The organism is Planococcus chinensis (genome assembly GCF_042681545.1).
GTDB classification, from domain to species: Bacteria; Bacillota; Bacilli; order Bacillales_A; family Planococcaceae; genus Planococcus; species Planococcus chinensis.
The window spans coordinates 64,242-78,683 of record NZ_JBHUFW010000004.1 but is presented as its reverse complement, the minus strand read 5'-3'; the positions used below and the strand labels follow the sequence as shown (position 1 = coordinate 78,683).

The window sequence follows — 14,442 nt, the reverse complement described above, 5'->3', positions numbered from 1 at the left end:
CTTTTTTCTTTGCAACTTTTATTCGCCGAGTGAGGCGCGGACGAATTCTCTGAATAAAGGCTGTGGGCGCGTTGGACGAGAGATGAATTCCGGGTGGAATTGGCAAGCGACAAACCACGGGTGGTTTTCTAGCTCGATGATTTCCACCAGGCGGCCATCCGGGCTTGTTCCTGAGAACTTGAATCCGGCCGCTTCGAACTGCTCGCGGTATTCGTTGTTGAACTCGTAGCGGTGGCGATGGCGTTCGTACACCAATTCTTCACCGTATGCTTCGTGCGCTTTTGAGCCAACCTGCAATTTCGCCGGGTATAGGCCCAGGCGAAGGGTGCCGCCAAGGTCTTCGATGTCTTTTTGTTCCGGCAGCAAGTCGATGACCGGGTAAGGCGTCTTCGGATCCAATTCCGAAGAGTGCGCACCTTTCATGTCCATAATGCTGCGGGCGAACTCGACAGAAGCGAGCTGCATCCCTAAGCAGATGCCGAAGAATGGCACATTGTTTTCGCGCGCGAATTGCGTGGCGGCAATCTTGCCTTCCACACCGCGGTCCCCGAATCCGCCAGGGATCAGGATGCCGTCAACGTTTTTCAATTGCTCGGCAACATTTTCTGCATTGATGTATTCTGCGTTGATCCATTCCACTTCGATTTCTGCGTCGAACGCGAAGCCTGCGTGCTTCAACGCTTCTACGACTGAAATGTAGGCATCCTGGAGTTCAACGTATTTCCCGACAAGGCCGATGCGGACCGTTTTCGACAGGGATTTCACTTTGTCGACGAGGCTGTTCCATTCCGTCATGTCCGCTTGCGGCGCTTCAATGCCGAAATGGTCAAGAACGATCTGGTCCATGTTCTGCTCTTGCAGGCGAAGCGGCATTTCGTAGATTACATCAACGTCACGCGACTCGATCACTTCTTCCGCTTTGATATCGCAGAACAACGCGATTTTGTCTTTCATTTCCTGCGGCACCGGATATTCCGTACGGACAACAATCAGGTTCGGCTGGATGCCGAGGCTGCGCAATTCTTTCACGCTGTGCTGCGTCGGTTTTGTTTTCATTTCTTTTGCAGCGCCAAGGTACGGGATGAGCGTACAGTGGATGTACATGACATCGTCGCGGCCCAGGTCCGATTTCATCTGGCGGATCGCTTCCAGGAATGGCAGCGATTCGATATCGCCGACCGTTCCGCCGATTTCGGTGATGACCACATCAGCCTGTGCTGTTTTCGCTGCGCGAAGGAGGCGGTCTTTGATTTCATTGGTGATGTGCGGGATGACTTGGACTGTTCCGCCCAGGTAGTCGCCGCGGCGCTCTTTTTGGATGACTGTCGAATAGACTTTCCCCGTCGTCACATTCGAGTATTTATTTAAATTGATGTCGATGAAACGCTCATAGTGGCCAAGGTCCAGATCCGTCTCTGCGCCGTCGTCCGTCACGTAAACTTCCCCGTGCTGGTAAGGGCTCATCGTGCCCGGGTCAATGTTGATGTACGGGTCGAATTTCTGGATCGTCACTTTCAACCCTCTGTTTTTCAATAAACGCCCGAGTGATGCGGCGGTGATCCCTTTGCCGAGTGATGATACCACACCCCCGGTCACAAAAATATACTTTGTCATGCTCATTTCCTCCTTCAATGGTAAAAATAAAAAGCGCCCCGCCTGCATGGTGCAGAGGGAGCGCGTAAACTGTACAGATCATTTCTCCTTTTTAAGGAGCCCAGTAAAATCTTATCCAGTCTTGCCTCTTAAGTCAAGGTAAAAAAATGTTCAGACTACTTGAGGTCATCTTCCAAGTCGTCATCTTCGTCTTCTTCGTCATCGATGATGTTGCCGTCCATATCTTCCACCAGCACGTCGACATCTTCCTCATCTTCGTCGTCCACATCGAAGTCCAGGACTTCCACTTCCGGCGTTTTCAGGATGTCGTCCTCTTCATCGACACGGATGCCGATTACGTCATCATCATCGTCATCGTCGTCATCCTCATCGTCTTCGTCGAAATCATCGAATTCCAACTCGTCCTCGTGCTCGAGGTCCAAATCGTCGAAATCGTCTTCTTCTTGAGTCTTCGCTTTTTTCTTGCGCACTTTGACCGTCGGAGCTGATTCTTCTTCGATCTGTTCCACCGGGTACCATTCGCGTAGGCCCCAGCGGTTTTCGCCAAGGATCAGGAAGCGGCCATCAATGTTCAGGTCTGTGTAGAACTGCACAAGGCGCGCTTTCATGTCTTCTTTGGACAAGCCAAGCAAGTTTTCGATTTCCGCAACCAGCTCGCTATACGTTCTTGTTTCGTGCGTCTCTTCCAGCATTGCATATGTCAAGTCGACAAACGACTCTTCGATCAGTTCATCTCTTGATAATTCACGTAATTTCAAACTGTGCACGTCCCTTCTCTATCATTAACTCAATTCATTATATACAAAGTTGTTGCGCTCCGCTACCGTGTTTTCTTTTTTCTGCCCCGAACTTGTGTCCAAGCGAAAAAAAACAAGTAAAACGACAAGATCAAGAACGGAATCGATCCCAGCGCTTTATTGTAAAGAAAGAAAGTCAACACGATGCAAAGGGTAATGATGATGTAGTGCACGTATTTCGGCATGGGCGATCGTCCTTTGTGAATTCTTCTGTGCATTCTTTTCTATTATACAGATTTTGGTGCTGCAAAGCGACTTGCTTCAGCGTGTTTGGGCTAAGCGAATATAATACCAGCGACGCCCTCTTTAAATCAACACATCCGCTCGCCTATGATAAGCAGAAAAAATCGCTTGCGGCCCTTCCGCAAGCGATTTTTCTCTTCTAAGTCCAACTCTAACAGCTTTTCTATATAAGCGGAACTAATCAAGCGAACTTATATATGCCGCTTCGGCCGCTTTGGGCATGGCTCCCGCCATGAGCCGAGAAGAACACTCGTCTCATAGCTACGCCTAGCCCTTGGACGCGCCGGCGCTGGACAGGCTCTCTATAAGAGAAATGCTCATGTTATGAACCTGGTTGATCAAAATTCTCTAAGATATGGAGCAAAACAGCGGAGAAAACCTTACTGCTCCTGCAGCGCTACGCGCTTCGTCGCAAAGTACCGGCCAAATGCTGTTTGGCCGGTACTTGCCTGCGGGATAGCGAGACAGCCGAGACCCTGGAGTCGCGCAGCGACGAAGCGGCTCGGCGCTCGCCCGCGGCAAGCGAAGCTGTTTTGCGGAATATCGATAGTGAAAGATCACTAGTAGTTCCACTTATAACCTTACATATTCCGGCGATACTGCCCGCCGACTTCGTACAAGGCAGTGGTGATCTGGCCGAGGCTTGCGACTTTTACGGTTTCCATCAATTCTTCGAAGATGTTGCCGCCGGATTTCGCTACGTGTTTCAGTTGAGCCAAAGCTTCGTCTGATGCGTTGCGTTCTTGGAATGCGCGCAAGTTGGCGATTTGTGTTTCTTTTTCTTCCTTCGTCGCGCGGGCGATTTCCATCGCATTGATGTCGTCGTCCGATTGCGGGTTCGGGTTCAAATACGTGTTGACGCCGATAATCGGCAGTTCGCCCGTATGTTTTTTCATTTCGTAGAACATCGACTCTTCCTGGATCTTGCCGCGCTGGTATTGCGTTTCCATCGCGCCAAGCACGCCGCCGCGGTCGTTGATGCGGTCGAATTCCGTGAGCACCGCTTCTTCGACAAGCTGCGTCATTTCTTCGATGATGAACGCGCCTTGCAGCGGGTTCTCGTTTTTCGACAAGCCGTGCTCTTTCGTGATGATCATCTGGATCGCCATCGCGCGCCGTACGGATTCCTCCGTTGGTGTCGTAATCGCTTCATCGTAGGCATTTGTGTGCAGCGAGTTGCAGTTGTCCTGCAGCGCCATCAATGCCTGCAGCGTCGTGCGGATGTCGTTGAAATCGATTTCCTGTGCGTGCAAGCTGCGGCCCGACGTCTGGACGTGGTATTTCAGCTTCTGGCTGCGTTCGTTCGCGCCGTATTTATCACGCATGACAATCGCCCAAATGCGGCGTGCCACGCGGCCGATGACCGTGTATTCCGGATCCAGGCCGTTCGAGAAGAAGAACGAAAGGTTCGGTGCAAAGTCGTCGATGTTCATGCCGCGGCTCAAGTAGTACTCCACGTACGTGAACCCGTTCGACAAGGTGAACGCCAATTGCGAAATCGGGTTCGCGCCCGCTTCGGCAATATGGTAGCCCGAAATCGATACCGAATAATAGTTGCGCACTTTGTGGTCGATAAAGTACTGCTGGATATCGCCCATCATGCGAAGTGCGAATTCCGTCGAGAAGATGCACGTGTTCTGCCCTTGGTCTTCTTTCAGGATGTCGGCTTGTACGGTTCCTCGCACGACTTGAAGTGTGGATTCGCGGACTTCCGTGAATTCTTCGAGCGTCAACGGACGGCCGAATTTCTCTTCATTGATTTTCACTTGCTGGTCGATCGCTGTGTTCATGAACATTGCCAGGATGATCGGTGCCGGGCCGTTGATCGTCATCGAAACCGATGTCGACGGCGCGCATAGGTCAAACCCTGCATATAGTTTCTTCATGTCATCCAGCGTACAGATCGATACGCCCGACTCGCCGACTTTTCCGTAAATGTCCGGACGGTGATCCGGGTCTTCGCCGTACAGCGTCACCGAGTCGAATGCCGTGGACAGGCGTTTTGCATCGTCGTCTTTTGACAAATAATGGAATCTTTTGTTTGTGCGTTCCGGTGTTCCTTCACCCGCAAACTGGCGCTTCGGATCTTCCCCTTCGCGCTTGAACGGGAATACTCCGGCCGTATAAGGGAATGAACCCGGTACGTTTTCCAGAAGGACCCATTCCAAAATTTCGCCGTAGTCCACGAATTTTGGCAAAACGACTTTCGGGATTTTAAGCCCGGACAAGCTGTCTGTCCGCAGAATCGTGCGGATTTCCTTGTCGCGAACCGTAGTGACGAATTCATCGCCGGCATACGCTTCTTTCAACGTCTTCCAGTTTTCCAGAATACGTTTGGATTCAGCGGTCAATTCTTCGCGTACGCCATAAGCGAGCGATTGAAGTGAAGCGACCAACGCATCGTCCGGCGCTTTTTCTTTAACTGCTTCGATTGCGCCTTCAAGCTGGAACAAGCGGCGGGCAAAAGCAGCCTGCTCCTTCGCTTTCGCATGGTAGCCCCGTACCGTATCCGTGATTTCGCGCAAATAGTAGCGGCGGTCGTTCGGGATGATCAAGTTCTCTTTTTGCGTTTTGACGAATTGGTCGTAATCGGTCGTCCATTCCGTGCCGCATTTTTCATTGACTGTATGGACAAGCGCTGCAAAAAGCGAGTTCGTGCCTTTGTCGTTGAACTGGCTGGCAATCGTGCCGAATACCGGCATTTCATCCAAATCCTTATCCCAAAGCAGATGGCTGCGCTGGAATTGCTTCTGTACTTGGCGGAGTGCGTCTTCCGAACCTTTGCGTTCGAATTTATTGATGACGATCAGGTCTGCGTAATCGATCATGTCGATTTTCTCAAGCTGCGACGGCGCTCCGAATTCGCTTGTCATGACGTACATCGAGACGTCGGAGAAGTTCGCGATTTCCGCGTCCCCTTGGCCGATCCCGCTTGTTTCGACAACGATCAGGTCAAAGTCTGCCGCTTTTACGACGTCAAGCACATCGCCGAGCGCACCGGACAATTCCGTGCGCGAACCGCGGGTTGCAAGACTTCTCATGAATACGCGCTTGTTGAAGATGGCGTTCATGCGGATGCGGTCGCCAAGAAGCGCGCCGCCCGTCTTTTGTTTCGTCGGGTCGATCGAAAGGATCGCGATTTTCTTGTCCGGCAGTTCAGACAGGAAACGGCGGATCAGTTCATCCGTCAGCGAGCTCTTGCCCGCTCCGCCTGTTCCGGTGATTCCGAGGACCGGCGTGTTTTTTGTCTGTGCACGGGCAGCTGCAAGCAATTCATCCGTATCGGTATCGCGTGTATGCGCTTCTTCAGCAGCGGTGATCAAGTTCGCAAGCGCGACCGGGTTGTCAGCGGAAATGTTTTCAAGCGGCAGATCTTCTTTCACCGTCGAGAAATCACATTCTTCCACGATTTCCTGGATCATGCCCTGAAGGCCTTTTTTGCGGCCATCTTCCGGCGAGAAAATGCCGGCGATGCCGTAGTCATGCAATTCCTTGATTTCCCGCGGCATGATGACGCCTCCGCCTCCGCCGTAAATGCGGATGTGGCCAGCGCCTCTTTCCTGAAGAAGGTCGTACATATACTTGAAGTATTCCATATGGCCGCCCTGGTAAGATGAAATGCAGATTCCCTGGACATCTTCCTGGATTGCCGCGTTGACCACTTCTTCTACCGACCGGTTGTGGCCAAGGTGGATGACTTCCGCTCCGGCCGCCTGCAAAATGCGTCGCATGATATTGATGGACGCGTCATGGCCGTCAAACAAACTGGACGCAGTGACAAAACGGACATGGTTTTTCGGCTTGTAGGTCTTTTCTTCTTGAACTGTTGCCATAATCTATTGGACCCCCTGTATCGTGATTTTTTCCCCTGCCATCCCCTGCAGCAGAAATTGCGTTTGCGTTTTGATGAATTCTTCAATGGTGTAATCACGGAGCGCCCAGCGCCGGAACGCCCACATCTGCCCTTGGACAAATAAATGATGGGCAGCCAGCGTGATTTGCTTCGGCTCCAAATTCAGCTCGCCGTTTTCCGCGCAATCCTTCAAAAGGCGCTCGAACAGCGACACCATTTCCATTTCCTTGTTAAGCACATATTGCAGCGCATCTTTCGGCAGCGATTTCGATTCCTGGTACATGACGACGAATTCGTCCTGCATGTCATCGATCAAGCCGTAATAATGCTCGATTGCCGTGACCAGCACGTTCAACGAGCCTTTTTCGATATCGAGCGTCTCGAGCCGCGCATGCACTTCGTCATAGATCGAGTCACAGACCAAGTACAGCACGTCTTCTTTTGTCCGGATGTATTCGTAGAGCGTGCCGATGCTGAAGCCGGATGCTTTTGCTATTTCCCTTGTCGTCGTCCGGTGAAAGCCCTTCTCTTTAAAAAGCGTGACAGCGCCCCGGATCATCTGCGCCCGGCGCTTTGCAATCAGGCTTTCGTCTTTCACAGAGGACTGGACTTCGCGCTTTTTATTCATGGGCCGAACCTCCGGTTGTTATTTCGTGACCATACGGGAAATGACCAGACGCTGGATTTCCTGTGTGCCTTCATAGATTTGAGTGATTTTCGCATCGCGCATATAGCGTTCCACCGGGTAGTCTTTCGTATAGCCGTAGCCGCCGAATACCTGAACCGCTTCGACCGTAACTTTCATCGCTGTATCGCCAGCCATCAATTTCGCCATTGCCGATTCTTTGCTGTAAGAAAGTTTGTTGGATTCCAACCAGGCTGCCTGGTAAGTCAGAAGGCGTGAAGCTTCGATTGAAGTTGCCATGTCCGCCAATTTGAATGAAATCCCCTGGTTTGCCGCAATCGGCTTGCCGAACTGCTCGCGCTCTTTCGCGTAAGTGACAGATGCATCCAATGCGCCTTGTGCGATTCCGACAGCCTGCGCTGCGATTCCGTTGCGCCCGCCGTCAAGCGTCTGCATCGCAATCTTAAAGCCTTGGCCAAGTTCGCCCAAGACGTTTTCTTTCGGCACGCGGCAGTTGTCGAAGATGATTTCAGTTGTCGGGCTTGAACGGATCCCGAGTTTCTTCTCTTTTTTGCCGACCGAGAAGCCTTCAAAGTCTTTCTCGACGATGAATGCCGTCGTGCCTTTGTGCTTCGATTCCGGATCGGTTACTGCGAAGACAATATAGATGTCCGCGATGCCGCCGTTTGTGATGAAGATTTTCGAGCCGTTCAGGATATAGTGGTCGCCGTCTTCCTTGGCGCTCGTTTTCATGCCGCCGGCGTCAGAGCCTGATGCTGGTTCCGTCAAGCCGTACGCGCCGATTTTTGTGCCTTCTGCCATCGGGCGAAGGTATTTCTGCTTCTGTTCTTCCGTCCCGAATGTGTAGACCGGCCATCCGGCAAGAGATGTATGAGCTGAAAGCGTTACGCCAGTCGACGCACAGACGCGTGACAATTCTTCCACCGCGATGCAGTAAGCCAAATAGTCAGAGCCGATTCCGCCGTATTCTTCCGGCCACGGAATGCCTGTCAGGCCAAGTTCAGCCATCTTGTCGAAGATTTCGCGGTCAAAGCGTTCTTCCTCGTCGCGCTCTTCTGCAGTCGGCGCCACTTCTTTATTGGCAAAGTCGCGTACCATTTTGCGGATCATTTCATGTTCTTCGCTTAATTGAAAGTTCATTTTCTAATTCCTCCAGTTAGTTGTGTTTTATATTAAGTTGAACATAAGAATTTAAAGTTCATACACCGCTTCGGACGCTTTGGGCATGGCTCTCGCCATGAGCCGAGAAGAACACTCGTCTCATAGCTTCGCCTAGCCCTTTGACGCGCCGGCGCTAAGATATACCTTTCAATATGGAGAGGTTTATTTGATCAATTGCTTGCTGATGACCATTCGTTGGATTTCGCTCGTGCCTTCGTAGATTTCCGTGATTTTTGCGTCGCGGAATAATCTTTCCACCGGATAATCTTCCGTATAGCCGTAGCCGCCAAATACTTGGACCGCTTCGATCGCCACATCTACCGCCGCTTTGGAAGCGAAGAGCTTTGCAATGGAAGCTTCTTTATTGCAATCCTTGCCGCGTGCGTAAAGGTCAGCTGCATTGTAGACGAGCAGTTTCGCCGCTTCGACTTGCGTTGCCATGTCTGCGAGTTTGAATCCGATGCCTTGCTGCTGGGCAATCGGTTTGCCGAACTGGACGCGCTCTTTCGCGTAGGCCACCGCATGGTCATACGCTGCTTCGGCGATGCCGAGCGCCTGGGCTGCAATGCCGATGCGTCCGACGTTCAAGTTGGCCATGGCGATGCTGAAGCCTTTATTTTCCTGGCCCAGCAGGTTTTCAGCCGGCACTTTCATGTTGTCGAACGTCAACTGGACCGTGCGTGAACCGTGAAGGCCCATTTTCTTTTCGTCTTTGCCGACGATCAAGCCCGGAAAATCCTTTTCAACAATAAAAGCGGAGATGCCGCGCGAGCCTGCTTCCGGTTTTGTCGAAGCGAAAACGATGTATGTATCGGCTTCGCCTCCGTTGGTGATGAACACTTTCGAGCCATTCAGCACGTAACGGTCGCCTTGGAGAACGGCTTTGGTCTTCAGGCTTGCTGCGTCCGAGCCGGCTGACGGTTCCGTCAAAGCGAAGGCACCCAGGTATTCGCCGGATGCAAGCTTCGGCACGTATTTCTGGATCTGTTCTTCGGTGCCGAAATTCAAGATCGGGTTCGTGCCGACCGACGTATGGACCGAAAGAATAACGCCGATCACGCCGCTGACTTTCGACAGTTCGTGGATGGCGATAATATAAGAAGTGAAGTCCATTTCAGAGCCGCCCCACTTTTCAGGAGCTGTAATGCCCATCAAGCCGAGTTCCGCCATCTTCTTCAGGATCTCCCGCGGGAAATGCCCTTCTTCCATCCTTTCGATATAAGGCGTGATTTCTTCCTTCGCGAAATCGCGCACCATGTTTCTCATCATCAATTGTTCTTCTGTAAATCGCAAATCCATTGCGGTTCCCCCTAAAATTAGCTGTATTCGTAGAATCCGCGGCCGGTTTTCTTGCCGAGCCATCCGGCTTTAACGTATTGGCGCAAGAGCGGGCTTGGGCGGTATTTGCTGTCGCCGAAACCGTCGTGCAGCACTTCCATGATGTAGAGGCAAGTATCCAGACCGATAAAATCAGCTAATTGCAGCGGCCCCATCGGATGGTTCATGCCGAGGCGCATAATGTCGTCAATCGCTTCTTTTGTTGCAACGCCTTCTTGCAGCGTGAAAATCGCTTCGTTGATCATCGGCATCAGGATGCGGTTTGAGACAAATCCTGGGAAGTCGTTGCATTCCACCGGTGTTTTCGAAAGTTTCAGCGTCATTTCTTCAACGGTTTTATAAACTTCATCTGTTGTTGCGAGTCCGCGGATGATTTCCACCAGCTTCATCACCGGCACCGGATTCATGAAGTGCATGCCAATGACTTGTTCCGGACGGTTGGTCGCTGCTGCGATTTCCGTAATCGGAAGTGAAGAAGTGTTCGAAGCCAGAATTGCGTGCTTCGGTGCCACTTCGTCCAAAGTTTTGAAGATGCTGTGCTTGATTTCCATGTTCTCGACAGCCGCTTCGATGATGATGTCTGCGTCATGCGCATCTTTCAAATCGAGCGACGGGGTGATGCGGCCAAGGATCGCCGTTTTCTCTTCTTCCGTCAGACGTCCTTTTTCTACGTTGCGGGACAAGTTTTTCGTGATGTTGCCCAGCCCGCGGTCGAACGCTTCCTGCTTCATATCGTTCAATTTCACATTGAATCCTGCTTGTGCACACACTTGGGCGATGCCGGATCCCATTTGTCCGGCACCGATTACCATTACGTTTTGAATCGCCATTATCCGTTTGCCTCCTGTTTTGGAACTTCGATCATGATGGCATCGCCTTGTCCGCCGCCAGAGCAGATGGCCGCAATGCCGATGCCGCCTCCGCGGCGTTTTAATTCGTAAGCAAGCGTCAAAATGATGCGCGCTCCGCTTGCACCGATCGGGTGGCCGAGCGCCACTGAACCGCCGTTGACGTTCACTTTTTCAGCGTCGAGGTTTGCAATTTGCGAGCTTGCAAGCGCTACTGCCGCAAATGCCTCGTTGATTTCCACCAAGTCGATATCATCCAATGATTTGCCGGTTTTCTTCAATAATTCATTGATGACAATTCCGGGTGTTTCCGGGAAACGGTTTGGCTCGATAGCGACTTCCGTATGCGCAAGAACTGAAGCCAGGACGTTTTTGCCTTCTTTTTCAGCGCGTTCTTCGCTCATCAGGACAAGCGCTGCTGCTCCGTCGTTGATCCCCGGTGCGTTTCCAGCCGTAATCGTGCCGTCTTTACCGAATGCCGGCTTCAATTTCGCCAATGCTTCGATGGTTGAATTCGCGCGCGGCGCCTCGTCAGTGTCGACTGTAATCGGATCGCCTTTGCGCTGCGGAATCTCGATCGCGACGATTTCTTCCGCGAACAAATCTTTCGCTTTTATCGCGCGCTCATGTGAACGGGCCGACCATTCGTCCTGTGCTTCACGCGTCAGCGAGAATGCTTCAGCCGTCGAGTTTCCGTAGGTGCCCATGTGGACTTTATCTGGATGGAAAGAGCAAGACAAACCGTCGTGCACCATGCCGTCAATTACTTGTGCATCGCCCATGCGAAGGCCCCAACGTGCTTTTGGCAGATAATACGGTGCGTTCGACATCGACTCCATGCCGCCTGCCACGATGACTTCTTCGTCTCCTAAGCGGATGATCTGGTCAGCGAGCGTGATAGCGCGCATTCCGGATGCACAGACTTTATTGATCGTTTCGGATTTGACGTTATATGGAATCCCCGCTTTTTTCGCTGCTTGGCGTGAAGGGATCTGCCCCTGGCCTGCCTGGAGAACGTTCCCCATGATGACTTCCTGTACGTCTTCCGGCTGGATGCCTGCGCGGCTCATCGCCGCTTTGATGGCTTCCGCACCAAGTTCGCTTGCCGTCAGCGTGCTCAAATTCCCGCCGAACTTCCCGAATGCTGTACGTGCCCCGTCAAGAATAACTGTTTTTGCCATGATCTTTTTCCTCCTTGTTTGTAACCGTTTTCAAAGCTGAGTAAAAAAATTATGCTGGTGTTTCATTGATCCTGGTTAAGAAAATTGGCTGGCTGCAGAGAACTTTTCGAATCGCGGATAAGCTGTTCTAACTCGCCGATAAAACTTTTAAATCGCCGATAACTTGTTTCTGCTGCGCTAGCTTTGAGGAAGCTACCGTTTTTAGGATTAATGCCGGTAAGAACTTTGCGGTTGCATCGCTTCGCTAGCTTCGAGAAAGTTACCGTTTCTAGAATTAATGCGGATAAGAACTTTGCGCCTGCATCGCTTCGCTAGCTTCGGCCAATATGATTGACTGAACGCTCGCTCGGCTTTAATCCAAAACAAAAGGGAGTGGTTAAACTCCCTTTCTTTTTTGTCGCTTATGCTATTATCTTAAACAATTTTCGCTCTTTTGGCAATTCTTATTGAACGACTGGTTCCGGCATCGGTGTCTGTTTGCCGATCACTGCCATCTCTAGCAATTCTGCCACATCGTATGTGCCGACGGTTTCTTCGACTTCTTTCGCTTTCGTGCCGTCGGACAGCATCGTCAAGCAGTAAGGGCAGCCGGAAGAGATGATGGTCGGGTTGACGACAAGCGCCTGTTCGGTACGGGCGACGTTAACGCGGTGGCCAGTGTCTTCTTCCATCCACATCAATCCTCCTCCAGCGCCACAGCACATGGCATCTTGGCGATTGCGAACCATTTCGACCAATTCCACGCCTTCGATCGCTTTCAGGATTTCCCGCGGTGCGTCGTAGACATCATTGTAACGGCCCAGGTAGCAGGAATCATGGAATGTGATTTTTTCATTTACCGGGAATTGCGGTTTCAGGCGGCCATCCTGTACCAGCTCGAACAGCATTTCTGTATGGTGGTAGACTTCCGCTTTAAAGCCGAAATCCGGGTACTCGTTTTTGAAGATGTTGTAAGCGTGCGGATCGATCGTCACGATTTTCTTGATGTCCGCTTTTTCAAACTCCTGGATGTTCGCTGTCGCCAGTTCCTGGAACAGGAATTCGTTTCCGAGGCGGCGCGGCGTGTCTCCAGAGTTCTTTTCTTTGTTGCCGAGAATCGCGAATTTCACACCCGCTTCATTCATCAAACGTGCGAACGAAATGGCGATTTTCTGTGAACGGCTGTCGAATGAACCCATCGATCCAACCCAGAAGAGGAATTCGAATTCTTCGCCGGCTTTGTTCATTTCTTTCACTGTCGGGATGCTGACGTCAGGCGCCGCGTCTCTCCAGTTTTCTTTTTCCTTGCGGTTAAGGCCCCATGGATTGCCCTGCTTCTCGATGTTGGTCATCGCGCGCTGAGCATCTTTGTCCATTTTCCCTTCCGTCATTACCAAGTAACGGCGAAGGTCGATGATTTTATCCACGTGCTCGTTCATTACCGGACATTGGTCTTCACAGTTGCGGCAAGTTGTGCACGCCCAGATTTCCTCTTCTGTGATGACGTCACCGATCAAGCTCGGGCTGTAAAGGTCGTCGATTGAAACGCCTTCCGCTCCGGCAGCCATTGCGAGCTGGTTGCCTTTGGAGTTGTTGAATGCCAGTGCCGGCACCCACGGTTTCTGGCGGGTCATGACCGCGCCTGTATTCGTCAAGTTATCGCGAAGCTTCGTGATCAAGTCCATCGGGGAAAGCATTTTCCCGGTATTGGTTGCCGGGCACATATTCGTGCAGCGTCCGCATTCTACGCAAGCGTAGAAATCGATCATTTGCGTCTGCGTGAAATCCGTGATTTTCCCGACGCCGAACGAAGGCACTTCATCTTCGTCATCCGCGTCTTCAAGTTCTTCGAAATTGATCGGCTTCAAACGGCCGACATGGTCGACGCGGTGGAACCACGTGTTCACAGGTCCAAAGATCAAGTGGGCGTGCTTGGATTGCGGTACGTACACCAGGAATGTCAATAGGAACAACAGATGCGCCCACCACATGACGTAGAAAATGGCAGCGGCAGCCGTGGCCGGAAGCCCGGCGAACAGGGTCGCGAATACCGAAGCGACCGGTTCTGTCCAAGCTCGTTCGTGCTCCAGCCAAACCATTGAAGCACCGTTCCCGACGAGAACCGAAACCATCAAGCCGCCGATGAAAATCAGCACAAGGCCTGATTTCCAGCCGCGCTTCAAGCGGACCAGTTTTTCAATGTATCTTCTATAGAAAGCCCAGACAACAGCGACGAGAATCGTCAGCGTCACGATCTCCTGGAAGAACGTGAATGCCGGATAAAGCGGCCCAAGCGGCAGATGCGCGCCCGGCACAAGCCCTTTGATGATAAAATCAATGGCGCTTGCCTGTACTAATAAAAATCCGTAGAAGAACATGACGTGGATCGTCCCGCTCTTTTTGTCCTTCATCAACTTCTTCTGGCCAAAGACATTGACCATGACTTTACGCAAGCGTTCGTTGAAGTTTTCTTCAAACTCCGCTTTCTTTCCGAGCTTGATGAAATCATAGCGTGTCTTTAGCAAATACACGAATAGGTACACTGCATATATCGTGATGGCCAAAAACAGCACCCAGTTTGCTATGAGCAATGGCTCCATTGAAAATCCCCCTTTGTGATGTGCAACTCCCTAAAAAACCTTAAGTAAATAGTACGTGACCCTTGCAGCATTGTCGATTCTTTCTTTTATATTAGAATATGAATGAGCATTCAGTCAACCCATAACTGAAAGGGTTTTCATTTTTAATTATACACATCCCCCATTTTTTATGAACCCCTTAT

General features: G+C 51.4%; 9 protein-coding genes. All 9 read right to left on the bottom strand.

All coding sequences use genetic code 11. From position 1 onward, the window contains the following. Positions 1-18: 18 nt before the first annotated feature. The 9 genes from ACFSDB_RS02885 to ACFSDB_RS02845 all read right to left on the bottom strand — a co-directional run bounded on the left by ACFSDB_RS02885 (position 19) and on the right by ACFSDB_RS02845 (position 14,260). On the bottom strand, positions 19-1,614 hold the full coding sequence (locus tag ACFSDB_RS02885) for a CTP synthase (RefSeq protein ID WP_204891084.1): 1,596 nt from the start codon (positions 1,612-1,614) through the stop codon (positions 19-21). Between the two features lie 155 nt (positions 1,615-1,769). Continuing rightward, positions 1,770-2,372: a DNA-directed RNA polymerase subunit delta gene (gene rpoE, locus ACFSDB_RS02880; protein WP_204891085.1), complete on the bottom strand. Its 603-nt coding sequence runs from the start codon at positions 2,370-2,372 to the stop codon at positions 1,770-1,772. Between the two features lie 863 nt (positions 2,373-3,235). Further along, complete coding sequence (gene icmF, locus ACFSDB_RS02875; protein WP_204891086.1) at positions 3,236-6,487, bottom strand: fused isobutyryl-CoA mutase/GTPase IcmF; 3,252 nt, start codon at positions 6,485-6,487, stop codon at positions 3,236-3,238. A gap of 3 nt (positions 6,488-6,490) precedes the next feature. After that, the gene (locus ACFSDB_RS02870; RefSeq protein ID WP_204891087.1) at positions 6,491-7,135 is read right to left on the bottom strand and encodes a TetR/AcrR family transcriptional regulator; all 645 of its coding nucleotides are present in this window, start codon (positions 7,133-7,135) and stop codon (positions 6,491-6,493) included. Between the two features lie 18 nt (positions 7,136-7,153). After that, complete coding sequence (locus ACFSDB_RS02865) at positions 7,154-8,293, bottom strand: acyl-CoA dehydrogenase (protein WP_204891088.1); 1,140 nt, start codon at positions 8,291-8,293, stop codon at positions 7,154-7,156. A gap of 183 nt (positions 8,294-8,476) precedes the next feature. Continuing rightward, the gene (locus ACFSDB_RS02860) at positions 8,477-9,613 is read right to left on the bottom strand and encodes an acyl-CoA dehydrogenase (RefSeq protein ID WP_204891089.1); all 1,137 of its coding nucleotides are present in this window, start codon (positions 9,611-9,613) and stop codon (positions 8,477-8,479) included. 17 nt (positions 9,614-9,630) lie between these two features. Next, the gene (locus tag ACFSDB_RS02855) at positions 9,631-10,482 is read right to left on the bottom strand and encodes a 3-hydroxybutyryl-CoA dehydrogenase (RefSeq protein WP_204891090.1); all 852 of its coding nucleotides are present in this window, start codon (positions 10,480-10,482) and stop codon (positions 9,631-9,633) included. Then, positions 10,482-11,681 carry an acetyl-CoA C-acetyltransferase gene (locus tag ACFSDB_RS02850; protein ID WP_204891091.1) on the bottom strand — a complete coding sequence of 400 codons (1,200 nt, stop codon included), beginning with the start codon at positions 11,679-11,681 and terminating at the stop codon, positions 10,482-10,484. Before ACFSDB_RS02850 ends, ACFSDB_RS02855 begins: the two co-directional genes overlap by 1 nt. Positions 11,682-12,124: 443 nt before the next feature. Next, positions 12,125-14,260, bottom strand: coding sequence for a (Fe-S)-binding protein (locus ACFSDB_RS02845; protein WP_204891092.1), 2,136 nt, complete (start codon positions 14,258-14,260; stop codon positions 12,125-12,127). Positions 14,261-14,442: the final 182 nt, after the last annotated feature.

What these genes read in the sequence shown, in the direction of transcription:
- ACFSDB_RS02885 (WP_204891084.1), bottom strand. Translation starts at nt 1,614, where the DNA reads ATGACAAAGTATATTTTTGTGACCGGGGGTGTGGTATCATCACTCGGC.
- icmF (WP_204891086.1), bottom strand. Translation starts at nt 6,487, where the DNA reads ATGGCAACAGTTCAAGAAGAAAAGACCTACAAGCCGAAAAACCATGTC.
- ACFSDB_RS02870 (WP_204891087.1), bottom strand. Translation starts at nt 7,135, where the DNA reads ATGAATAAAAAGCGCGAAGTCCAGTCCTCTGTGAAAGACGAAAGCCTG.
- ACFSDB_RS02865 (WP_204891088.1), bottom strand. Translation starts at nt 8,293, where the DNA reads ATGAACTTTCAATTAAGCGAAGAACATGAAATGATCCGCAAAATGGTA.
- ACFSDB_RS02860 (WP_204891089.1), bottom strand. Translation starts at nt 9,613, where the DNA reads ATGGATTTGCGATTTACAGAAGAACAATTGATGATGAGAAACATGGTG.
- ACFSDB_RS02855 (WP_204891090.1), bottom strand. Translation starts at nt 10,482, where the DNA reads ATGGCGATTCAAAACGTAATGGTAATCGGTGCCGGACAAATGGGATCC.
- ACFSDB_RS02850 (WP_204891091.1), bottom strand. Translation starts at nt 11,681, where the DNA reads ATGGCAAAAACAGTTATTCTTGACGGGGCACGTACAGCATTCGGGAAG.
- ACFSDB_RS02845 (WP_204891092.1), bottom strand. Translation starts at nt 14,260, where the DNA reads ATGGAGCCATTGCTCATAGCAAACTGGGTGCTGTTTTTGGCCATCACG.